Below are 22608 nucleotides of genomic sequence, written 5' to 3'. Positions count from 1 at the left end.
AAAAAACGGCTTAGCTGGAGCCTCATCGGGGTCTCATAGGGGGAAAAAGTGAGTATTTTAGGTTATTTACAACGAGTGGGCCGGGCGCTGATGGTGCCTGTGGCTACGCTGCCTGCGGCAGCTATTCTGATGGGGGTCGGCTACTGGCTCGACCCGACCGGCTGGGGCGGCGGCAACGCACTGGCGGCATTTTTCATTCAGTCTGGCTCCGCCATTATCGACAACATGGGTGTGCTGTTTGCCGTGGGCGTCGCTTATGGCATGTCAAAAGATAAAGACGGCGCCGCGGCGCTGGCGGGGTTTGTCGGTTTTCTGGTGCTGACGACGCTTTGTTCGCCTGCCGCAGTCGCCATGATCATGAAGATCCCGGCCGATCAGGTACCGGCCGCTTTCGGTAAGATTAAAAACCAGTTTGTCGGCATTATGGTGGGGATTATCGCCGCAGAACTCTACAACCGCTTTAGCGCCGTCGAGCTGCCGAAAGCGCTCTCGTTCTTCAGTGGCCGTCGTCTGGTGCCGATTCTGACCTCGTTCGTGATGATTGTTGTCGCTTTCATCATGATGTACATCTGGCCGGTCGTTTTTGGCGGTCTGGTAGAGTTTGGCGAGCAGATCCAGAAACTCGGCTCCGTTGGCGCAGGCGTCTACGCCTTCTTTAACCGTCTGCTTATTCCGGTGGGCCTGCACCACGCGCTGAACTCAGTGTTCTGGTTTGACGTCGCCGGCATCAACGATATCCCGAATTTCCTCGGCGGCGCGCAGTCTATAGAATCCGGTAAAGCCGTGGTGGGTATTACGGGGCGTTACCAGGCGGGCTTCTTCCCGATCATGATGTTCGGCCTGCCGGGCGCAGCGCTTGCGATTTACCACTGTGCGCGTCCTGAGAACAAAGCCAAAGTGCTGGGCATCATGATGGCAGGTGCTTTCGCCGCGTTCTTTACTGGCATTACCGAGCCGCTGGAATTCTCCTTTATGTTCGTGGCGCCGGTGCTGTATGTCATCCATGCGGCGCTGACCGGTATTTCGGTGTTTATCGCGGCGACTATGCACTGGATTGCCGGTTTCGGCTTCAGCGCGGGTCTGGTGGATATGGTCCTCTCCTCGCGTAACCCGCTGGCGACCCACTGGTACATGCTGATTCCGCAGGGCCTGGTGTTCTTCGTCATTTATTACGTGGTGTTCCGCTTCACTATCACCAAATTCAACCTGATGACGCCGGGCCGTGAGCTGGCTGTCGCAGGCAGCGAGGCGGACGGTGAAGACGTTAACGTGAGTGGCGATAAAGCCCTCGATGCGACCGGGCTGGCACGTCAGTACATTGCGGCGGTTGGCGGCTCCGATAACCTGACTGGCATCGACGCCTGCATTACCCGTCTGCGTCTTTCCGTGAAGGATTCGGCGCTGGTGGATGAAGCGCTGGCTAAACGCCTCGGTGCGACCGGCGTTATCCGTCTTAACAAAACCAGCGTGCAGATTATCGTTGGTTTTGTGGCGGAAAAAATCGCTAACGCGATGAAAACGACCGGCCACGTGGCGGCCTCTGCGCCGACAGCCCCTGCTGGCGCGCCTGTCGCACCCGCGGTAAAACCGCAGGCGGTCGCGAATGCGCAGACGATAGCCGCGCTGGTCTCGCCGGTGACCGGCGAGGTTGTGGCGCTGGATGCGGTGCCGGATGAAGCGTTCGCCAGCAAAGCCGTCGGTGATGGCGTCGCTATCAAACCGACCGACAAAACGGTGGTGTCACCGGCGGCGGGCACGATTGTCAAAATCTTCAATACCAACCATGCGTTCTGCCTTGAAACCGAAAACGGCGCGGAAATCGTGGTTCATATGGGGATTGATACCGTCGCGCTGAACGGGCAGGGCTTTAAACGTCTGGTGGAAGAGGGCGCGCAGGTGACCGCGGGCCAGCCGGTGCTGGAGCTTGATCTGGATTACCTGAACGCGAACGCGCGCTCAATGATTAGCCCGGTGGTGTGCAGCAACATCGACGATTTCGGCGGCATGGTCATTAAGGCGCAGGGTGCGGTTGTGGCAGGGCAGAGCGCGCTGTATGAGATTAAAGGCAAATAATCGCTTCTGAGTCGTAATGCCTTAAACGGCGGGAGATGCTCCCGCCGTTTTTTTTTGCTTTTTTTCGGGGCTGGCGCAGGGGGGGGAAGCCGTGTAGGGTGTCGCCCATCAGGATTAAGGAGAATCATATGCGCCATTGTATTATCGCGGTTTGCGCCGCCGTGCTGCTGAGCGGCTGCGTGCCTCGCTACGCCACGCACCGGCCTGCGCTTGAAATGGAAATTCAGAACGAACGGGGCGAGCCGGTTCCTCACGCCACGCTCTGGCTGCAAACGCACCGCATGCCGCCGGGCTTTTACCCACCGCCGGAGAAATTCATGGCAGATGAGAAAGGCCATATTTCCGTTTCACGCGTCTCGGAGTGGGAACTCATGATTTTCTTCCTGCACGGCACAATGATCTATTCCTGGACCTGGTGTGTTGAAGCGCCGGGCTATATTCCGCGCGACGGAAATGTCGACTCGTTAAGCTCACCAGTAAGAATGCTCAAAGCCACTGTCCCCCAGCGTTGTCGGCAGGCGGAATACGCCCAACGCGGGCAATGACAGGCGCTGCCCCACGGCGGGATTTTCTGTAACTAAAGGTTGTTTCCCGCTGCAGCTTATAAGATCATACGCCGTTAAACGATGTTGACGCTTTGAGGAATATGCGATGAGTGAGGCAGAAGCCCGCCCGACTAACTTTATTCGCCAGATTATTGATGAAGATCTGGCGTCTGGAAAACACACCACGATTTGCACCCGCTTCCCGCCGGAGCCGAACGGCTATCTGCACATCGGCCACGCGAAGTCCATCTGCCTGAACTTCGGCATCGCCCAGGATTACCAGGGCCAGTGCAACCTGCGCTTTGACGATACCAACCCGGTGAAAGAAGACCTGGAATTTGTCGAGTCGATTAAAAACGACGTGCAATGGCTGGGTTTCCACTGGTCTGGCGATGTGCGTTACTCCTCTGACTATTTCGATCAGCTGTACAATTACGCCGTTGAGCTTATCAACAAAGGGCTGGCGTATGTCGACGAGCTGTCGCCGGAGCAGATCCGCGAATACCGCGGCACCCTGACCGCGCCGGGCAAAAACAGTCCGTTCCGCGATCGCAGCGTGGAAGAAAACCTGGCGCTGTTTGAAAAAATGCGCGCTGGCGGGTTCGAAGAAGGCAAAGCGTGCCTGCGTGCGAAAATCGACATGGCGTCGCCGTTTATCGTGATGCGCGATCCTGTTCTGTACCGCATCAAGTTCGCTGAACATCACCAGACTGGCAATAAGTGGTGCATCTACCCGATGTATGACTTCACCCACTGCATTTCCGATGCGCTGGAAGGGATCACTCATTCGCTCTGTACGCTGGAATTCCAGGACAACCGTCGTCTGTATGACTGGGTACTGGATAACATCACCATCCCGGTACATCCGCGTCAGTACGAGTTCTCTCGTCTGAATCTGGAATATACCGTGATGTCCAAGCGTAAGCTGAATCTGCTGGTGACCGACAAGCATGTTGAAGGCTGGGACGATCCGCGTATGCCGACCATTTCCGGTCTGCGCCGTCGCGGTTATACCGCCGCTTCCATTCGTGAATTCTGCAAGCGCATCGGCGTCACCAAGCAGGATAACACCATTGAGATGGCGTCTCTTGAGTCCTGCATTCGTGAAGACCTCAACGAGAACGCGCCGCGCGCGATGGCGGTTATCGATCCGGTGAAACTGGTTATCGAAAACTACCCGCAGGGTCAGAGCGAAGTGGTTTCAATGCCTAACCATCCGAACAAACCGGAAATGGGCAACCGCGACGTGCCGTTCAGCGGCGAAATCTGGATCGATCGTGCAGACTTCCGCGAAGAAGCGAACAAGCAATACAAGCGTCTGGTGCTCGGTAAAGAAGTGCGTCTGCGTAACGCGTACGTCATTAAAGCGGAACGTGTTGAGAAAGACGAGGCGGGCGAAATCACGACTATTTATTGCTCGTACGATGCTGATACGCTGAGCAAAGATCCGGCTGACGGTCGCAAGGTAAAAGGCGTTATTCACTGGGTCAGCGCCGCGCATGCGTTGCCGGTTGAGATCCGTCTCTATGACCGTCTCTTCAGTGTGCCGAACCCTGGTGCTGCGGAAGATTTCCTGACGACAATAAATCCGCAATCTCTGGTGATCAAACAAGGTTATGCTGAACCGAGTCTGAAAAACGCCGAAGCGGGCAAAGCCTGGCAGTTCGAGCGCGAGGGTTATTTCTGCCTCGACAGCCGCCATGCAAACGGTGACAAACTGGTGTTTAACCGCACCGTTGGCCTGCGTGACACCTGGGCTAAAATCGGCGAGTAAAGGCTTGCCTGTCATAAGACGCCGCCATCGCGCGGCGTTTTTTTTATTTGCTGAATCAATCTGTTAACTCCCCTTAAAGATTCGCGATGCGAATTAATTTCTTTTGTTTTGATAAACGCCTTTCATCGTATATCTCCCCGCTACAGAGCTTTCTACTTTATTAAAAATTGTAATCGCTTTCATTTTATTGTTTTGACTGCGTTTTCTAAGTTGTACGGCATAAAAATTCACCCTTATGAAAATGTTACAAAATGAAGGAATTTTTGTGCTGCTCGTCATAAAGCCATAAAGAATTCAGGTTTTAAGATTGATAATTCGCGCTGCGAAAAATAGTCTTTAAGTGCGGTAGCGCGGGGGAAGCTCCGCCGCCGTCTTTTATTTTTTTAATTTTTTCATTCGCTTTATGGGCGTTGTTCCACGCGAATTTTTTACGTCAAAGAGGAATTTCACATGCGTTCGTTGAAATACAAACGTAGCGGCGTCGCTTTGGCTCTCGCCAGCGTCAGCGCGCTGGGCGGCTTGTGCAGCCCACCCGATGCTCTGGCAGCGGGGTTTATTGATGACTCTACGTTAACCGGCGGCATCTATTACTGGCAGCGCGAGCGCGACCGTAAAGATGTTGTAGAAGATAAATACAAAACCAACCTTTCTCACTCCACCTGGAACGCGAATCTCGATTTTCAGTCAGGGTTCGCCGCCGATATGTTCGGGCTGGATATCGCCGCTTTTACTGCCATCGAAATGGCGGAAAACGGCGACAGCGGTCACCCGAACGAAATTGCGTTCTCCTCCAGCAATAAAGCCTACGACGAAGACTGGTCAGGGGATAAAAGCGGTATCAGCCTTTATAAAGCCGCGGGCAAATTCAAATACGGCCCTGTCTGGGCGCGAGCCGGCTGGCTGCAACCGACCGGGCAGACACTGCTGGCGCCGCACTGGAGCTTTATGCCCGGCACATATCAGGGCGCGGAAGCCGGGGCGAATTTCGACTACGGCGATGCTGGCGCGCTGAGTTTTTCCTATATGTGGACCAACGAATACAAATCGCCGTGGCATCTGGAGATGGATAAGTTCAGGCAGAACGACAGAACGACTCGCGTGGATTATCTCCACTCTATCGGCGCGAAATATGCGTTTAAAAATTCGCTGGTGCTGGAGGCGGCGTTCGGCCAGGCGCAGGGCTATGTCGATCAATACTTTGCCAAAGCGAGCTACAACTTTTCGCTTGCCGGAAACCCGCTCGCCACCAGCTATCAGTTTTACGGCGCGCGCGATAAAGCCAGCAGCGGCACTATTAATGATATCTACGATGGTACGGCCTGGCTCCAGGCGCTGACGTTTGGCTATAAGGTCGGGCCGGTGGATCTGCGCCTCGAAGGCACATGGGTGAGCGCCGAAGGACAGCAGGGCTATTTCCTGCAGCGTATGACGCCGACGTATGCCTCCTCCAACGGACGGCTCGATATCTGGTGGGATAACCGCTCAGATTTCAACGCTGACGATGAAAAAGCGGTATTTTTCGGCGCGATGTATGACCTGAAAAACTGGAAGCTGCCGGGCTTTGCGATAGGCGCCTCTTACGTCTACGCGTGGGATGCAAAGCCCTCAACGCTTCCGACCACCGACAACTACTACGATCCTGACTACCGCCTGAAAGAGTCTGCCTACAGCCTGGACGCGGTCTACACCCTGCAGGACGGCCGCGCCAAAGGCACGATGTTTAAGCTGCATTTCACCCAGTATGACAACCATTCCGACATCCCGAGCTACGGCGGCGGCTACGGCAACATTTTCCAGGACGAACGCGACGTGAAATTTATGGTCACGGCACCGTTTACGATTTTCTGAATGCGCAGGGGCGCGCAGGTGCGCCTTACATAAAGGGCAGTGAAAAGGACGAGATGATGAAAAAGTTACAGATCAGTCTGTTAGCCGGGGCGGTGATGGGGATTTTAGCCGGTAGCGGCGCACAGGCGTCAACGGCAGACCAAATCAGCCAGTTTGGGCTCAACTACGCGATTACCGACAACCACGCGGCACAGCATGGCGTCGACTGCGCCGCGCTTGGCGCCGACTGGGCCTCCTGCAATAAAGCGGTTATCACGCTCACCAATCCGGGTGACGCGGTGACGGATAAAAACTGGACTATCTGGTTTCACAGTATTCGCCAGATCCTCAAGGTCGATAACGATCAGTTTAAAGTGACCCACGTGATGGGCGATCTCCATAAGCTTGAGCCGACGGACAAATTCACCGGCTTCCCGGCCAATGCCTCGGTGGAGATCCCAATCGTCAATGAATACTGGCAGCTCTTTATCACCGATGTGCTGCCGCGCTGGTACGTTACGGCGGACGATGGCGCGCCGAAAGTGATCGCCAGTACCGATACCGAAACGTTAACCGGGTTCGTCAGCCCGCTGAAAGATCAGTGGAAACGCACGCCGGACGATAAAAACATCCTGATGACCGCGGAAGCGCGCTTCGATAAAAATAGCGACATCAAAACACTGAATGCCGACAGCCTGCGTGGGCAGATTATCCCGACGCCGCGCCAGGTCAGGCTGCACGGGCAGGACGTCGCTCTCGACCAGGGCGTTAAGCTTGATATAGCCGTGCTTGATAAAGGCTCGCAAGAGGCGATTACCGCGCGCTTTGCGCTGCTGGGAGTGAAAACCGGATCGGGTTATCCGGTGCGTACGGCCATCGCGAGCCGCGCGTTTAACGGCAAAGAGGCGGTGTCCGGCGCTTATCAGCTGCATATAGGACAGAAAGAGGCGGTAATTACCGGCTACGATCGCGCAGGCGTCTTTTATGGTTTGCAGTCACTGCTGTCGCTGATCCCGGTGGACGGCGCGCGCCAAATCGCGATGCTTGACGCGCAGGATGCGCCGCGTTTTGCGTATCGTGGCATTCACCTTGATGTGGGGCGCAACTTCCATACTAAAGCCGCCGTGCTGCGCCTGCTCGATCAGATGGCGGCCTGGAAGCTCAATAAATTTCACTTCCATTTAAGCGACGATGAGGGCTGGCGCATCGATATTCCGGGGCTCCCGGAGCTGACTGAAATTGGCGCGAAACGCTGCCACGATCTGAGCGAAAAAACCTGTCTGCTGCCGCAGCTCGGCTCCGGGCCGGATACCAACAACAACGGTAGCGGCTATTTCACCCGCGCCGATTATATCGAGATAGTGAAATACGCCGCGGCGCGCCAGATTGAGGTCATTCCGGAAATAGATATGCCGGCTCACGCCCGCGCGGCGGTGATTGCAATGGAGGCACGCTACGATCGGCTGATGAAAGCGGGTAAAACCAACGAGGCGAACGCGTACCGCCTGCTCGACCCGCAGGATACGTCGGTTACCACTGGCGTGCAGTATTACAACCGTACCGGCTACCTCAATCCGTGCCTCGATTCGTCACGCCGTTTCGTGGATAAAGTGATCGGCGAAATTCAGCAGATGCACCGGGAGGCCGGACAGCCGCTCACCACCTGGCATTTTGGCGGCGACGAGGCGAAAAATATTTACCTTGGCAGCGGTTATACCGATAAAACGAAACCGGAAGCCGGGAAGGGCATTATCGATCAAAGCCGCCAGGATAAGCCCTGGGCGCGCTCGCCGGTGTGTCAGAAAATGGTTAAGGACGGGGTGGTCGCGGACGTTGAGCATCTCTCCAGCTACTTTGGCGTTGAGGTCAGCAAGCTGGTGAAAGCGCACGGCATTGACACCATGCAGGCCTGGCAGGATGGCCTTAAAGATGCGAAAGACGCCAGCGCCTTTGCCACCTCACATGTCAACGTCAACTTCTGGGACACCCTCTACTGGGGCGGTTTTGACAGCGTCAACGACTGGGCCAACAAAGGCTTTCGCGTTGTGGTCTCTAACCCTGATTACGTCTATCTCGATTTCCCGAACGAAGTGAATCCGGCGGAGAGCGGCTACTACTGGGGCACGCGCTTTAGCGACGAGCGTAAAATTTTCAGTTTCGCGCCGGATAACCTGCCGCAAAACGCCGAGACGTCGGTCGATCGCGACGGCAACGCGTTCAGCGCTAAATCCGATAAACCCTGGCCTGGCGCTTATGGGCTCTCGGCACAGCTCTGGAGCGAAGTGGTGCGTACCGATAAGCAGATGGAGTACATGATGTATCCGCGTCTGCTGGCCGTAGCGGAGCGCGCCTGGCACCGTGCCGCATGGGAGCAGGATTATCAGGCGGGGCGCGAGTATAAGGGCGGCGAAACGCATCAGGTCGATATGCAGGCGCTACAACGGGACTGGACGCGTTTTGCGAACCTGCTTGGCCGTCGCGAACTGCCGAAACTTGAGAAAGCGGGCGTGCAGTTCCGTCTGCCGGTGCCGGGCGCACGCGTGAAAGCAGGGGTATTGCAGATGAACATCAGCCTGCCTGGCGTGACGATGGAGTATTCCACTGATGGCGGCGCGCGCTGGCAGCCTTATGACGCCGCGCAACCGCCGCGCGTGACGGGCGAGGTGCAGGTACGCAGCGTAAGCGTGGATGGCAAACGCCACAGCCGGACGGAGCGCGTACAGCCGTAACGCGCTTTTTAAAAAAGCCAGCCTCCGGGCTGGCTTTTACGTGTGTTAAAGCGGTGTCTTACAGCGCCTCTGGCAGATGGTGAACGGCAAGCAGTTTGCCTTTGCTGATTTCAATATGTTTCGCGCTGCGTAGCTGGGACAAGGTTTTCATTACCATACTGCGGGAAAGATTTGTTTTTTTAACAATATAATCGGCGACGTTAATCCGGTTACGCATAAACTCATCCATCGACGCCAGACAATCGATATTGGCTTTAATCATACTGTAGCTGTTTCTGCCCAGCATAATTTCTTCCCGATAGCAAAGCATATTAATTATCCATGAGGACAAAATAAGAAGATGTAACTGGCAATGATTTTTTTCGATTTCCTGCATGAAATAATCAAAAGGAATTAACTGATAATGACATTCTGAATCAGCCTGTAATTTTATGAATTGGGATTTACCTAAATTCCGCGCCAGGCCCAGAACCGAAGGGGCGCTGCATTTTTCCAGCAACAGGCGGTCACTCTGGCGCATCAGAGAAAACTGACCGCCGCGAATGATGCAAATTTCCCCGTCTCGCAACGGGATAAGCGTATTTTTTTCCGCACGAGACCAGTTGCCGTAGCTATTGAAAATATCGGCAATGCGGTAAATCTCAGCAAGAGGTTTAGAGGGTAATACCATATTGGTTACCTTGTTTAAAATAAATTTATGTCGTTGCTGTATCTTAATGGATGCTTTTTTATTGCTGCAATAAGGGGCAGAGAAGAGGGAATGAACAACGGCAATCTTTCGTTGGCTAACCGCTTGACCGATAAAGATATTTATCTTTTCTGAATTTATATTTAATAAAATATATGTGGTTTAATTAAGCATTGTGCGCTGTATTAAAATACACATCTCTGTGTTATTAATCCAAAATGATACATGTGTATTTTCAGCGTCTGGTTTTCAGACAATAAAAAAGCCGACAAACGTCGGCTTTGGATCAGGCGTTATGGCAAGCGTTACTTCTCGCCGACCTCGTGCGCGTGTTCATTCTCGCGGCAGTCGCCATCGGCACAGTGACCATACAGATAGAGGCTGTGGTTGGTCAGGCGGATGCCGTGACGTGTCGCGATTTCACGCTGACGGGCTTCAATAGAGTCATCGCTGAATTCGATCACTTTGCCGCAATCGAGACAGATCAGGTGATCGTGATGATGCTGTTGCGTCAGCTCGAAAACGGATTTACCGCCTTCGAAGTTGTGACGGGTGACGATGCCGGCATCGTCGAACTGGTTCAGTACACGATAGACCGTGGCAAGGCCAATCTCTTCACCCATGTCAATCAGACGCTTATAGAGGTCTTCCGCACTGACATGATGATTGACCGGTTCCTGCAGCACTTCGAGGATTTTTAATCGAGGAAGCGTGACTTTCAGGCCGGCCTTCTTTAATGCGGTATTGTTGTCAGTCATGCGGAATCTGTCCTGTTGCTTAACGACTCGCCCCAGAAGGGAGCGATACATCGGATACGCCGAAGATGAATGCGTCTCATTATAGAACTGACATGCCTAAATGAAAACCGCAAGCGTCCGGCAAAAAAGAGCTTAAAAATCGTGGACCCGCCAGCGTTTTGCACGGGGAGGCCTGATAATTAAGGATGCCATTGTACAGCGTAGTGAGGGAAAGTTAAAAATTTGTAGCAATTATTTTCATTGCTTTTATCTATCAACCGGCGCGGACGGTCGCCCGCGCCGTTTATCATCAGGCGTTGATGATTTCCTGCAGGTGCAGCTCTTCGGAGACCTGTTTCACCCATTTTTCAACGCGTTCCGCCGTCAGCTCCGGCTGGCGATCTTCATCAATTGCGAGGCCGACAAAGTGATCGTCGTCTGCGAGACCTTTGGACGCTTCGAAGTGATAACCCGCCGTCGGCCAGTGGCCAACAATGGTCGCGCCGCGCGGCTCGATAATATCGCGAATGGTGCCCAGCGCGTCGCAGAAGTATTCTGCGTAATCTTCCTGGTCGCCGCAGCCGAACAGCGCGACCAGTTTACCGTTGAAGTCAATTTCTTCCAGCGTCGGGAAAAAGTCGTCCCAGTCGCACTGCGCTTCGCCGTAGTACCAGGTCGGGATGCCAAGCAGAAGAATATCGAACGCTTCCAGATCCTCTTTGCTGCTTTTAGCAATGTCATGCACTTCAGCAACGTCTTTCCCGAGCTGTTTCTGGATAATTTTCGCGATATTTTCGGTATTGCCGGTGTCGCTGCCGAAAAAGATGCCTACGATTGCCATAAGAAGAATAACCTCTTGAATCTAAATGTGATGGTGCTGGCATAACGCCCACAGATAGGGCAATCATAGCAGAACAGGTGAAGGTGCGGAAACGGTATCAGGCGCCGGGTGCACTCTCTGCTACATTGCCCCGTCCTTTTGGGTAAAATTCAGACCAGACCTTACTCCTGCAAGGCTTTCAGCTGAGCGAGGAGCATAGCTTCTATCAGCTCGCTGCGGCTGATATTACGCGCCTGAGCCAGATGGTTCAGCGCGTCCACCGCATCGGCGTTCAGCTTCAATTCCACGCGCTTAAGCCCGCGAACTTTGTCACGCTTAAGCTGGTTGCGCTTATTGATGCGCAGCTGTTCGTCGCGCGACAGCGGATTGGTTTTCGGTCTGCCCGGACGGCGTTCATCCGCGAAAAGATCGAGCGTTGTGCGGTCCGTTTGTTCTTTTGCCATGGTATGAGTATAGACAGGGGAAACAGGCTGCCGGGGCGGGCCCGGCGGTATTTCAGCGCGCCATCATACATCAGGCAGCGAAGCGCGCCAACGCATCCGGCGCGCGACGGCGCCGGTCGGTCTGTTTTTAATCAGTTTCCAGAAAACGCCGGATAGCGCGCAGCACCGCCTGCGGCTTTTCGGCATGCACCCAGTGACCCGCGCCCGCGATAACGTGCGCGCGGGCCTGCGGGAATTGCGCCAGCAGCGCTTCGCGGTGCGCTTCTTCCACATAAGGCGACGCGCCGCCACGGATAAACAGCGCCGGGCCGCGCCAGGCGGGGAGGGGTTCCCAGCCGACAATATGGGCGTATTGATTCCACAGCACCGGCACATTGAAGCGCCAGACGCCATCGACAAACGACTTCAGCAGAAACTGAATCACGCCTTCTTCCGCGATATACTGGCGCATGATATCCGCCGCCTGCTGGCGTGTTGTCGCGCCCGCATCGCTCACCGCGTTGACCGCCGCGAAAATGTCGTCGTGGCGGCGGACCTGATAATCCACTGGCGCGATATCGATAGCCACCAGCTTTTCAATGCGATCTGGCGCCAGCGCCGTTACCGCCATCGCCGCTTTGCCGCCCATCGAATGCCCGATAAGAATCACTTTCTCCAGCCCCAGCGCATCCAGCGTATCGAGAATGTCCTGCGCCATCGCCGGGTAATCCATCGTCTCGCTACGCTCAGAAAGCCCGTGGTTACGCAAATCGACCTGCACAATATTGTTATCCTGCACCAGGTCGCGGGCCAGCACGCCGAGATTGTCCAGGCTGCCAAACAGCCCGTGAATTAACACAATCGGTGTATTTTGAGTCGGTTGTTGCGCAGATTGCGTGCGGGTATTTAATTTCATGGCAAAGTTCTTTTTTGGCGACTGACAGGTTAGGTTATCATGTTGACCATTCTGCCGCCCGGCTGCAAGGTTCCAGTTAATTCCGACTTTTGCGGCCTTCCTGGTTTGACGCTATCCGCTGTTGGGTTTTAACTCTATAATCCCAATGACTTGTATTCAGAAAAGAAATCGCACTGGATTAAGATGAAAACGATTGAAGTTGATGACGAGCTGTATCGCTACATTGCCAGCCACACCCTGCATATTGGCGAAAGCGCGTCCGACATTTTACGGCGCATGTTGAAATTTTCCGCCTCCACGCAGATCGCCGCTACACCAGCCAAAGCAGAGATCCCAGCCACCGTCGCGCCCGCCGCTGACAAACCGGCCAACCCGGCGCGCGATCGCGTTCGCGCCATGCGTGAGCTGCTTCTTTCGGATGAATACGCCGAACAAAAACGCGCGGTCAATCGTTTTATGCTGGTGCTGTCTACACTCTATTCACTGGATGCAGACGCTTTTGCCGAAGCTACCGAATCGTTACATGGTCGCACCCGCGTCTATTTCGCCGGCGACGAGCAAACGCTGCTGCAAAGTGGCAACCAGACGAAACCCCGCCACGTGCCGGGCACGCCGTACTGGGTTATCACGAACACGAATACAGGCCGCAAATGCAGCATGATTGAACACATCATGCAGACCATGCAGTTCCCGGCGGAATTGATTGAGAAGGTTTGCGGCACCATTTAACTCTTGCGTCAGAAGGACCAGGCCATGGCAGTCAATAACCGTGCGGGACAGCCTGCACAACAGAGTGATTTAATCAACGTCGCCCAGCTGACCGCGCAGTACTATGTGCTGAAGCCCGAAGCGGGTAATGCGGAGCACGCGGTGAAGTTCGGGACTTCCGGCCACCGCGGCAGCGCCGCGCGTCACAGCTTTAACGAGCCGCACATTCTGGCCATCGCCCAGGCGATTGCGGAAGAGCGCGCCAAAAACGGCATCACCGGGCCGTGCTATGTCGGTAAAGATACGCATGCGCTCTCCGAGCCTGCGTTTATCTCCGTACTGGAAGTGCTGGCGGCAAACGGCGTCGATATCATCGTGCAGGACAACAACGGTTATACGCCGACGCCTGCGGTCTCTAACGCGATCCTTGAGCACAACAAACGCGGCGGCGCACAGGCTGACGGCATCGTCATCACGCCGTCGCACAACCCGCCCGACGATGGCGGCATCAAATACAACCCGCCTAACGGCGGCCCGGCAGATACCAACGTCACTAAAGTGGTTGAAAACCGCGCCAACGCGCTGCTGGCGGACGGTCTGAAAGACGTGAAACGTCTGTCGCTGGACGACGCCTGGGCGAGCGGCCGCATTCAGGAAAAAGATCTGGTGCAGCCGTTTATTGAAGGGCTGGCGGAGATCGTCGACATGGCCGCTATCCAGAAAGCGGGCCTGAAGCTTGGCGTTGACCCGCTGGGCGGCTCCGGCATCGAATACTGGAAGCGCATCGCGGAGCACTACAAGCTCAACCTGACGATTGTTAACGATCAGGTCGATCAGACGTTCCGCTTTATGCATCTGGATAAAGACGGCGCTATCCGTATGGACTGCTCCTCGGAATCCGCGATGGCGGGCCTGCTGGCGCTGCGCGATAAGTTCGACCTGGCGTTTGCCAACGACCCGGACTACGACCGCCACGGCATCGTCACGCCTGCGGGTCTGATGAACCCGAACCACTATCTCGCTGTCGCCATCAACTATCTGTTCCAGCATCGCCCGCAGTGGGGCCAGGACGTTGCCGTCGGTAAAACGCTGGTTTCTTCCGCAATGATCGACCGTGTGGTCGATGCGCTGGGCCGTAAGCTGGTGGAAGTGCCGGTCGGGTTTAAATGGTTCGTTGACGGTCTCTACGACGGCAGCTTCGGCTTTGGCGGCGAAGAGAGCGCGGGCGCGTCCTTCCTGCGCTTTGACGGCACGCCGTGGTCCACTGATAAAGACGGCATCATCATGTGCCTGCTCGCGGCGGAAATCACCGCGGTGACCGGGAAAAACCCGCAGCAGCACTATGACGAACTGGCCGCGCGTTTCGGCGCGCCGAGCTACAACCGTCTGCAGGCGTCCGCCTCCTCCGCGCAGAAAGCCGCGCTTTCTAAACTCTCTCCGGAAATGGTCAGCGCAAGCACACTGGCAGGCGATCCGATCACCGCACGTCTGACAGCCGCGCCGGGCAATGGCGCTGCTATCGGCGGCCTGAAAGTGATGACCGAGAACGGCTGGTTCGCGGCGCGTCCTTCCGGTACCGAAGACGCGTACAAGATCTATTGCGAAAGCTTCCTCGGTGAAGAACACCGCAAGCAGATCGAGAAAGAAGCGGTAGAAATCGTCAGCGAAGTGCTGAAAAACGCGTAAGCGTTGCGGGGCAGGCCGCAGTGCTCGTCCCGGCGATAACATAAAAACGGCAACCTTCGGGTTGCCGTTTTGATTTGCCTGCCAGGCCACGTTACCCCTGCTTGTTGGTCAGCTCAAAGCGCGGAGAGACCAGCCCGTAGAGCGTCCAGCCCATAAACGTGACCATGGCGCCGTACAGCATCGCCTCCTCGCCGGATGAATAGAGCGCGTAAAAGCTGTAAATCGCGCCCACCAGCGCCACCATGTTGGCCTGCTTCGCCTTGCGCGACGGCACATTCGCCACTTGCTGAATGATTACCAGCGCCGCCATCGACAAAATATACGGGATGATATTGGTCACCACCGCCAGGTTAACCAGCACGTTAAATTGTTTATTGAGTGACGGGCTGATGGTCATCAGCGACAGCGCGCTCTGGATAATCACAATCGTCAGCATCCCTTTTACCGGCGCTTCGGCTTTGCTCAGGCGTGAGAACACTTTGGGGAAATAGCCCGCGTCGGCGGAGGAGCGGAACACCTGAGCGATAGTAAACTGCCAGCCGAGCAGCGAACCACAGCAGGACATTACCATCAGCGCCATAATGATTTTCCCGACGCCCGGCGTGAACATCTGCGCGAACGCCAGCCCGAACGGCGCGGTGGAGTGCGCGAGACTCAGATTTGGCACAATGCCCGCAATCACGTTGGTGGAAACAATATAAATCACCGCCGCGCCGAGCGTGCCGCCCAGTACCGCAATCGGCACGTTGCGCTCCGGGTTTTCCACCACCTCGGTGTTGGCGCAGGCCGACTCCAGCCCGAGGAACGCCCATAGCGTCATGGCGATGGAGGAGCCTACCGCGTCGAAAAACGGCACGTGATGCGGGTTCCAGGAGTCTGCATACAGCGACGGGCTGAACCAGAACCAGCCGATGACCGACAGCCCGACCACCGGGATGATTACCCCCCAGACGGTAATACCGCTGAGCTTGCCGGTGATGCGCGCGCCGCCGAAGTTGGCGACCGTGCAGATCCACAATACGCCCATCGTGGCGATGCCGGTCTGCACCGGCGTCAGCGCCGCGCCGAACAGCTCGCTGCCATAGCCGACCGCGGAGATAGCGATGGCGACGTTAGCGATAAGCAGCGATACCCCGTAGGTATAGTTGGCCATAAAATTGCCCGACTTACCGAACGCATACTCCGCATAGCCGCCCATGCCGCCCGCTTTGCGGCTGAACATTCCGCATCTTGCGAAAGCCCAGGCCAGCGCCGTTGAGCCGACGGCGGTCACAAGCCAAGAGATAATCGAAATAGTGCCCACTTCGGCAAGCTTGGTCGGCAGCATAATAATGCCGGAGCCCATCATGTTCACCATCGTCAGGATGGTCAGCGGCACGACGCCCATTTTGTTGGATTTGCTCATCATAACGCTCCTTCCGCGCGGCCCTGCGTGACTGGCCGTTGACGGATGACGTAACACCACACCTGGCGGCGACCGTCATTCTCCTGTACATACACACCCTGTAATTCCGGCGCGAAACCCGGCAGCAGGTTGATCCCTTCTTCCAGCGCCCGGAAGTAGTGCAGCGCCGCGCCGCCCCAGATTTCACCGGGCACCACACACAGCACGCCCGGCGGGTAGGGGAGCGCGCCTTCAGCCGCGATGCGGCCTTCCGCCTGGTCAAGCCGCACCAGCTCCACCTCGCCACGAATAAACGCGTGGTTCGCCGCCTGCGGGCTCATGGCGACGCGCGGGAAATACGCCTTACGAAACATCTCTTTTTGCAGCTGCTTTACGTTACGGCTGGCGTAAAAATCGTGCATCTCCTGACAGAGCTGGCGCAGCGTATACCCGGCGTAACGGGCCTGATGCTGTTTCCAGAGCGTCGGCAGCACCTCGCTTAACGGCGCGTCGCTCTCCAGCAGCTTTTCAAAACGCGCCAGCTGCGCCACCAGCTGTTGCAGCTTGCTCATCTCTTCGGCAGGGGTGAGCAGAAACAGGATCGAGTTCAGGTCGCACTTCTCCGGGATGATATGGTTCTCGCGCAGGTAGCTTGCGAGCACCGCCGCAGGCACGCCGAACGCCGCATATTCGCCGGTCGCGATGTCGATGCCCGGCGTGGTGAGCAGCAGCTTGCACGGGTCGACAAAATACTGGTGCGGCGCGTAGCCCTCAAAGGCGTGCCAGCGCTCGCCGGGTTCGAAGTGGAAAAACCGCAGGTCGGAGGCTATTTCCTGTGTCTCATAGCTCTGCCACGGACGGCCATCGACCGTCGCCGGAACGAAGGGGCGTATGGCGCGGCAGTTGTCGAAAATCATCTTGCGCGCCTCGATGCCATATTCCACGCAGCGCATCCACAGACGGCGTCCGCCTTCGCCTTCATGCATCCGCGCGTTGATGTCGAGTGCCGCGAAGAGCGGGTAAAAAGGGCTGGTGGAGGCGTGCATCATAAAAGCGTTATTCATGCGCTTGTGGGGCACATAACGCGGCTGTCCTTTGATATGACTGTCTTTTTTATGAATTTGTGACGTCTGGGAAAACCCGGCCTGCTGTTTATGCACCGACTGCGTGACCAGAATGCCCGGATCGTTTTCATTGAGCGACAGCAGTAAGGGCGAGCAGGGCGCCATCATCGGAATAAACTGCTCATAACCCACCCAGGCGGAGTCGAAGAGAATGTAATCGCACAGCGGCCCCAGGCTATCGACCACCTGACGGGCGTTGTAGATAGTGCCGTCGTAAGTGCCGAGCTGGATAACTGCGAGGCGAAACGGCCGCGCCATCGCGGCGCGCTCTGGGGCGGTCTCGCGTACCAGGCTGCGCAGATAACGCTCGTCGAAGCAGTGCGCGTCGATGCCGCCGATAAAGCCGTACGGGTTACGCGCGGTTTCCAGATAAACCGGGGTGGCCCCCGCCTGCAACAGCGCGCCGTGGTGGTTCGACTTATGGTTATTGCGGTCAAACAGCACCAAATCGCCGGGCGCAAGCAGCGCGTTAAGCACCACTTTATTGGCGGATGACGTGCCGTTCAGCACAAAGTACGTTTTATCAGCGTTGAACACCTGCGCGGCGTGCTGCTGGGCGAGGCACGGCGCGCCTTCGTGGATCAGTAAATCACCCATCGCCACATCGGCATTGCATAAATCGGCGCGAAACAGCGTCTCGCCGAAGAAATTCACAAACTGGTTTCCGGCCGGGTGGCGGCGGAAAAACTCACCGCCCTGGTGCCCGGGGCAGTCAAACGCGCTGTTGCCCTGATTCACGTAATCGACCAGCGCGCGAAAGAAGGGCGGGCGCAGCGCGGTTTCATATTTCTGCGCGGCGGCTTCAAGCTGTCGACCATAGTAGTCGCGGTGCGTTTCGTTATCGTCAAACACGCCGGAAATCCGCGCCAGATACTCAGCAGGCACCCGCTCCTCGGGCTGACACATGACAAATACCGGAACGCCGAAGCCAGTCAGCTCTATTTCATCAATAATGCCCTGGAAAATATCGCTGACGGAAATGACCGCCGCGGCAATATCAATATAGTTGGTGTCATGAATATTAATAAGCTCCCGGTCAGTTGAAAAACAGTCCGGGCATAAACGGCTAACGCCGATTTTTAACGCTTGCATGGTGATTCCTTATTTTCAGGTAAAGCAATCCCGCGCTATTTCCTTGTGGAAATTGCTTTATTATTTTTTCAGGTAAAAGCTTCCCGCCGCATAATAAATGCGGGAAATAACCTTGGTTTTATTTTTGCCAGACAAAGCCCTGCCAGCTAACAGGCTGGTTATCATAGGGTTTATGGCATAAAGAGGCGCGCATTCTCAGGCGTAAACCCGTTATTACATCACATGGAATTTTCGCTGAGAAATGGCAGGCGCGCTGCGGCGCTAAAGGCTAGCGGGCGTTGAAAATATGGAAGTCGAAGCAGTTTCGGTGAGCAAACATCATAATATGGGTTGTCCGCCGGATATGCGGCATTAACCGATTGTTATTTTCCATCGTCGTTTCCTTTCACTTATTGAAAGCGTGGTCATTTTATCCGGCTCAGAGCGTTATTCTGTGAAAGAGATCAACAAAAATGGCCTGAACCAGAAATAATACGTCGTTATTTATGCATAATGCAGCGCAGATTTCTTCTGGTTACATGAATGTAGCTGGTTAGTTATGAATATGGTTTTACTATATTTCGGGGAATTTAACGCTGGCGGGAATGAATTATCGCAGAGGAATAATAAAATAAATGAATAATCATTTTGTTGCGGCGAGGATTTATTCAGAATAAAAACGAGGGGGAAACGCCGCCGCGCCAGGCCTGACGCGGCGATGCGCTTACAGCATAAATCGGTAGCCGATGCCCGTTTCCGTCAACAGGTGGTGCGGGCGCGCCGGGTCAAGCTCCAGCTTCTGGCGCAGGTGGCCCATGTAGATACGCAGATAATGGCTGTGCTCCACCGCGTTCGGCCCCCACACCTGGCTTAACAGCTGGCGCTGGGTCAGCACTTTGCCCGCGTTGTTCAGCAGCACGGCCAGCAGGCGGAACTCAATGGGCGTCAGGTGGATCTCCTGCGCGCCGCGCGTGATGCGCCTCGCCGCCAGGTCGACGGTGATATCGGAAAATCGCACCACCGGATCGCTCTGGCTGGCGGCGCCGTGACGGCGCAGGGCGACGCGCAGTCGCGCCTGTAACTCGCCAATGCCGAACGGTTTGCCCAGAAAGTCATCGGCGCCCGCGTCCAGCGCCGCGATTTTGTCCTGTTCGTCGCTGCGCGCCGACAGCACAATCACCGGCGTCTGGCTCCACTGGCGGTAGTCGCGGATAAAATCGATGCCGTCGCCGTCCGGCAGGCCGAGATCGAGAATCACCAGATCGGGCTTGCGGGTCGCGGCTTCAATCAGCCCGCGCTGCAGAGTTTCAGCGTCATACACGCGCAGTCCCTCGCTCTCCAGCGCGGTGCGCAGAAAGCGGCGGATCTCTTTTTCATCTTCGACAATCAGAACGCTAATCACATGACCTCGTGGATATCCAGTTCCGGGGGCGTTTCTTTGGGCAGCAGCACGTGGAAACTTGCGCCGCCTTCCGGGCGATTACGGGCGTAAATCTCGCCGCCGTGCACCTCGACAATCGCCTGGCAAATGGCAAGCCCCAGCCCGACGCCAGGGATGGCGGATTCTTTATTACCGCGAGCGAATTTAGCAAAAATCGCCTGCTCCTGACCAGCCGGAATGCCGGGGCCGCTGTCCCAGACTTCGAGATCGAGCCGCTCGTCGCGCCAGCCCGCCCGCACGCCTATCTGCGCCCGTGACCCCGCATATTTAGCGGCGTTTTCCAGAAGATTAATCAGCACTCGCTCAAACAGCGGGCCGTCAACGTGGATAAGCGTCAGCGGATCGCTCAGGCTCAGCGCGATATGCCGCCCGCCGAGACCCGGTTCGAGCATTTTGAGCGCGCTGCCCACGACCTCTTCCAGCGTCAGCCACTCTTTACGCAGGTTAAAACCGCCGGACTGAATGCGCGCCATATCCAGCAGATTATTCACAAGCCTTGCGGTGTTAAGCACATGCTGGCGGATTTCGCTCGCCTGCGGCGCGTGTTTCGAGCCTTCTGAGGCCAGATCGAGCGTCAGAATTTCCGCCTGGCCGAACAGCACCGTCAGCGGCGTACGCAGGTCGTGGGAGAGTGCCGCCAGCAGAGAGTTGCGCAGCTGTTCGCGCTCGCTTGCAAGCCGCGCCTGTTCTTCGCTTTCGGTCAGGAACAGCCGCTCCAGCGCGCTTGCCACCAGTAGCGTAAACGTCTCCAGCAACCGCTGCTGTTCGGGGATCATTAGCTGGCGCAGATTGCTCGGCTCGACAATCACCAGCCCGAGCGTCCGTCCGGCGGTGCGCAGCGGAAGAATTTGATAAGGCACGCCGGGCAGGGTGTCGGTGCCCGCGCCGGCAGGCAGCCCTTTATCAAAGCTCCAGCGGGCAATGGCTTCATCCCACGGCGTGATGTCCGCCAGCGGCTGTGGCGGCTGTAATTTGCCCTGGTCGTCCGGCAGCAGCAGCAGGCCGCGAGCATGAAAGGTGGAGGCGATAAACTGCTGGCTGGTGGCGGCGATATCGCGTGCGGTACGGCCCACGGCCAGCGCTTTAGACATCTCATAAAGATGCCGGGTGCGCTGTTCGCGATAGCGTGCGATACGCGCCTGGTAGCGTACGCCCGCGGTCAGGTTGCCGATGATAAGCCCGACGCTCAGCATCACGGCGAACGTCAGCAGATATTGCACATCCGACACCGCCAGCGTGCCACGCGGCGCGATAAAAAAGAGATCGAAACTCACTACGTTGATGACGGTGGCAAGCACCGACGGCCAGCGGCCATAAAACAGCGCCACCACCACCACGCCAAGCAGATAGACCATCACCAGGTTGGCGGCGTCAAAAGCGATAAGCCACTGGTGCGCGACCAGCGTAATCAGCGCGCAAAGCGCAAGCGCCACCGCGCAGCCGCGCATCTGCACCCGCCACTTCTCCATAAAGGTGCGGTTGTCGGCGGGTTTCGCCGTGGCGGGCGCGGGTTTATCATCCAGCGCGACAATCAGTAAATCGAGATCCGGCGCGTGGCGCGCCAGGCGTTCGGCGAACGTATCCTGGCTCCACCAGCGGCGTTTGTTGCGCCGCCCGATGACGATTTTGCCGAGGTTATGCTCGCGGGCGTAGCGCAGCACGGCTTTTTCCTCTACCGGATCGGCGAGGGTCGCGGTCTCCGCGCCCAGCTCCTGCGCGAGGTGCAGCGCGCTTAAAATGGTGCGTCGCGCCGATTCCGACAGCCGGTGCAGGCGCGGGGTTTCGACATACACGGCATGCCAGACGCTACCGAGCCTTGCCGCCAGCCGCGCGGCGGTGCGCACCAGTTTTTCGTTACCGGCGCCCTGGCCGATACACAGCAAAATGGCGTCGCGGGTATGCCAGACTTTCTCCTGTCCCTGTCGGTCGCGCCAGGCGCGCATCTGATCGTCTACCCGGTCGGCGGTGCGGCGCAGCGCCAGCTCGCGCAGCGCGATAAGATTGCCTTTACGGAAAAAATGCTCAATGGCGCGCTCGGCCTGGCCTGCGATATAGACTTTGCCTTCATGCAGGCGCTGGCGCAGATCGTCCGGCGGCAAATCCACCAGCACAATTTCATCGGCTGCGTCGAAAATCGGATCCGGCACCGTTTCGCGCACCTGGATACCGGTCACGCCGCCCACGACGTCGTTCAGGCTCTCCAGATGCTGCACGTTAACGGTGGTAAACACGTCGATGCCGGCGTCCAGCAGCTCGTCGACATCCTGCCAGCGTTTCGGGTGGCGCGAGCCGGGCGCGTTGCTGTGCGCCAGTTCATCCATAAGGATAAGCGCCGGGTTGCGCGCCAGCGCCCCGTCGAGATCGAACTCCTGCACCACGCGGCCCCGGTGATGGATACGCTTAAGGGGCTGGATAGCCAGCCCCTTGAGCAATGCCGCCGTCTCCTGGCGACCGTGGGTTTCGACCACGCCCACCAGGATATCGAGGCCCTGCGCCCGCAGACGCTGGGCCTCCTGAAGCATGGCGTAGGTTTTCCCTACGCCTGCGCAGGCGCCGAAGAAGATTTTGAGTTTTCCGCGCGTCCGGCCCTGCGTCTGCTCCAGCAGGCGATCCGGGTCGGGGCGCATCGGCTCTTCGGTCAT

The 22608-nt window shown here is 56.7% G+C and carries 17 protein-coding genes; 7 read left to right on the top strand and 10 right to left on the bottom strand.

Going from position 1 to position 22608, the window contains the following annotated elements:
* Window positions 1–48 precede the first annotated feature (48 nt).
* The 5 genes from nagE (at window position 49) to AFK63_RS12680 (ending at window position 8948) form a co-directional block, all read left to right on the top strand.
* Entirely contained in the window at window positions 49–2073 is a 2025-nt protein-coding gene (nagE, locus tag AFK63_RS12700; RefSeq protein WP_038864127.1) for an N-acetylglucosamine-specific PTS transporter subunit IIBC, read from the top strand.
* A gap of 128 nt (window positions 2074–2201) precedes the next feature.
* Window positions 2202–2618: a hypothetical protein gene (locus AFK63_RS12695; protein WP_038864126.1), complete on the top strand. Its 417-nt coding sequence runs from the start codon at window positions 2202–2204 to the stop codon at window positions 2616–2618.
* A 106-nt stretch (window positions 2619–2724) separates the two neighbouring features.
* Window positions 2725–4392 (top strand): glutamine--tRNA ligase, encoded by a 1668-nt coding sequence (gene glnS, locus AFK63_RS12690; protein ID WP_038864125.1) that lies wholly within the window; start codon window positions 2725–2727, stop codon window positions 4390–4392.
* 450 nt (window positions 4393–4842) lie between these two features.
* Entirely contained in the window at window positions 4843–6240 is a 1398-nt protein-coding gene (gene chiP / locus AFK63_RS12685; protein ID WP_038864123.1) for a chitoporin ChiP, read from the top strand.
* A gap of 56 nt (window positions 6241–6296) precedes the next feature.
* A complete protein-coding gene (locus AFK63_RS12680) occupies window positions 6297–8948 on the top strand; it encodes a beta-N-acetylhexosaminidase (RefSeq protein ID WP_038864122.1) in 2652 nt (883 codons plus the stop codon).
* A 58-nt stretch (window positions 8949–9006) separates the two neighbouring features.
* On the opposite strand, the gene AFK63_RS12675 is transcribed toward AFK63_RS12680, so the two are convergent.
* From AFK63_RS12675 to ybfF, 5 genes are all read right to left on the bottom strand, one after another.
* Window positions 9007–9618 (bottom strand): helix-turn-helix domain-containing protein, encoded by a 612-nt coding sequence (locus AFK63_RS12675; RefSeq protein ID WP_038864117.1) that lies wholly within the window; start codon window positions 9616–9618, stop codon window positions 9007–9009.
* Window positions 9619–9941: 323 nt separating this feature from the next.
* Window positions 9942–10394, bottom strand: coding sequence for a ferric iron uptake transcriptional regulator (fur, locus tag AFK63_RS12670; RefSeq protein WP_038864115.1), 453 nt, complete (start codon window positions 10392–10394; stop codon window positions 9942–9944).
* Window positions 10395–10683: 289 nt separating this feature from the next.
* Complete coding sequence (fldA, locus tag AFK63_RS12665) at window positions 10684–11214, bottom strand: flavodoxin FldA (RefSeq protein ID WP_038864113.1); 531 nt, start codon at window positions 11212–11214, stop codon at window positions 10684–10686.
* A 161-nt stretch (window positions 11215–11375) separates the two neighbouring features.
* Window positions 11376–11657, bottom strand: a complete 282-nt coding sequence (gene ybfE, locus AFK63_RS12660; RefSeq protein WP_004387174.1) for a LexA regulated protein — start codon at window positions 11655–11657, stop codon at window positions 11376–11378.
* 127 nt (window positions 11658–11784) lie between these two features.
* Complete coding sequence (ybfF, locus tag AFK63_RS12655; protein WP_038864112.1) at window positions 11785–12552, bottom strand: esterase; 768 nt, start codon at window positions 12550–12552, stop codon at window positions 11785–11787.
* Between the two features lie 183 nt (window positions 12553–12735).
* On the opposite strand from ybfF, the gene seqA reads away from it, so the two are divergent.
* Window positions 12736–13281, top strand: coding sequence for a replication initiation negative regulator SeqA (seqA, locus tag AFK63_RS21270; protein ID WP_038864110.1), 546 nt, complete (start codon window positions 12736–12738; stop codon window positions 13279–13281).
* 24 nt (window positions 13282–13305) lie between these two features.
* Entirely contained in the window at window positions 13306–14946 is a 1641-nt protein-coding gene (gene pgm / locus AFK63_RS12645) for a phosphoglucomutase (alpha-D-glucose-1,6-bisphosphate-dependent) (protein ID WP_038864109.1), read from the top strand.
* A 91-nt stretch (window positions 14947–15037) separates the two neighbouring features.
* On the opposite strand, the gene potE is transcribed toward pgm, so the two are convergent.
* From potE to kdpD, 5 genes are all read right to left on the bottom strand, one after another.
* Complete coding sequence (potE, locus tag AFK63_RS12640) at window positions 15038–16351, bottom strand: putrescine-ornithine antiporter (RefSeq protein ID WP_038864108.1); 1314 nt, start codon at window positions 16349–16351, stop codon at window positions 15038–15040.
* Window positions 16351–18546, bottom strand: a complete 2196-nt coding sequence (speF, locus tag AFK63_RS12635) for an ornithine decarboxylase SpeF (RefSeq protein WP_038864107.1) — start codon at window positions 18544–18546, stop codon at window positions 16351–16353. The genes potE and speF overlap by 1 nt, the downstream gene beginning before the upstream one ends.
* Window positions 18547–18814: 268 nt before the next feature.
* The gene (speFL, locus tag AFK63_RS21265) at window positions 18815–18919 is read right to left on the bottom strand and encodes a leader peptide SpeFL (RefSeq protein WP_106503839.1); all 105 of its coding nucleotides are present in this window, start codon (window positions 18917–18919) and stop codon (window positions 18815–18817) included.
* Between the two features lie 330 nt (window positions 18920–19249).
* Window positions 19250–19927 (bottom strand): two-component system response regulator KdpE, encoded by a 678-nt coding sequence (gene kdpE / locus AFK63_RS12630; RefSeq protein ID WP_038864106.1) that lies wholly within the window; start codon window positions 19925–19927, stop codon window positions 19250–19252.
* On the bottom strand, window positions 19924–22608 hold the full coding sequence (gene kdpD / locus AFK63_RS12625) for a two-component system sensor histidine kinase KdpD (RefSeq protein ID WP_038864105.1): 2685 nt from the start codon (window positions 22606–22608) through the stop codon (window positions 19924–19926). Before kdpD ends, kdpE begins: the two co-directional genes overlap by 4 nt.

This window comes from Cronobacter muytjensii ATCC 51329, from assembly GCF_001277195.1.
In the GTDB taxonomy this organism is placed as follows: Bacteria; Pseudomonadota; Gammaproteobacteria; order Enterobacterales; family Enterobacteriaceae; genus Cronobacter; species Cronobacter muytjensii.
This window is presented reverse-complemented; position numbering and strand designations above follow the sequence as displayed.

Excerpts from the sequence above, each read along its gene's own strand:
- AFK63_RS12695 (WP_038864126.1), top strand. The coding sequence starts at position 2,202 with ATGCGCCATTGTATTATCGCGGTTTGCGCCGCCGTGCTGCTGAGCGGC.
- glnS (WP_038864125.1), top strand. The coding sequence starts at position 2,725 with ATGAGTGAGGCAGAAGCCCGCCCGACTAACTTTATTCGCCAGATTATT.
- chiP (WP_038864123.1), top strand. The coding sequence starts at position 4,843 with ATGCGTTCGTTGAAATACAAACGTAGCGGCGTCGCTTTGGCTCTCGCC.
- AFK63_RS12680 (WP_038864122.1), top strand. The coding sequence starts at position 6,297 with ATGAAAAAGTTACAGATCAGTCTGTTAGCCGGGGCGGTGATGGGGATT.
- AFK63_RS12675 (WP_038864117.1), bottom strand. The coding sequence starts at position 9,618 with ATGGTATTACCCTCTAAACCTCTTGCTGAGATTTACCGCATTGCCGAT.
- fur (WP_038864115.1), bottom strand. The coding sequence starts at position 10,394 with ATGACTGACAACAATACCGCATTAAAGAAGGCCGGCCTGAAAGTCACG.
- fldA (WP_038864113.1), bottom strand. The coding sequence starts at position 11,214 with ATGGCAATCGTAGGCATCTTTTTCGGCAGCGACACCGGCAATACCGAA.
- ybfE (WP_004387174.1), bottom strand. The coding sequence starts at position 11,657 with ATGGCAAAAGAACAAACGGACCGCACAACGCTCGATCTTTTCGCGGAT.
- ybfF (WP_038864112.1), bottom strand. The coding sequence starts at position 12,552 with ATGAAATTAAATACCCGCACGCAATCTGCGCAACAACCGACTCAAAAT.
- seqA (WP_038864110.1), top strand. The coding sequence starts at position 12,736 with ATGAAAACGATTGAAGTTGATGACGAGCTGTATCGCTACATTGCCAGC.
- pgm (WP_038864109.1), top strand. The coding sequence starts at position 13,306 with ATGGCAGTCAATAACCGTGCGGGACAGCCTGCACAACAGAGTGATTTA.
- potE (WP_038864108.1), bottom strand. The coding sequence starts at position 16,351 with ATGAGCAAATCCAACAAAATGGGCGTCGTGCCGCTGACCATCCTGACG.
- speF (WP_038864107.1), bottom strand. The coding sequence starts at position 18,546 with ATGCAAGCGTTAAAAATCGGCGTTAGCCGTTTATGCCCGGACTGTTTT.
- speFL (WP_106503839.1), bottom strand. The coding sequence starts at position 18,919 with ATGGAAAATAACAATCGGTTAATGCCGCATATCCGGCGGACAACCCAT.
- kdpD (WP_038864105.1), bottom strand. The coding sequence starts at position 22,608 with ATGACCGAAGAGCCGATGCGCCCCGACCCGGATCGCCTGCTGGAGCAG.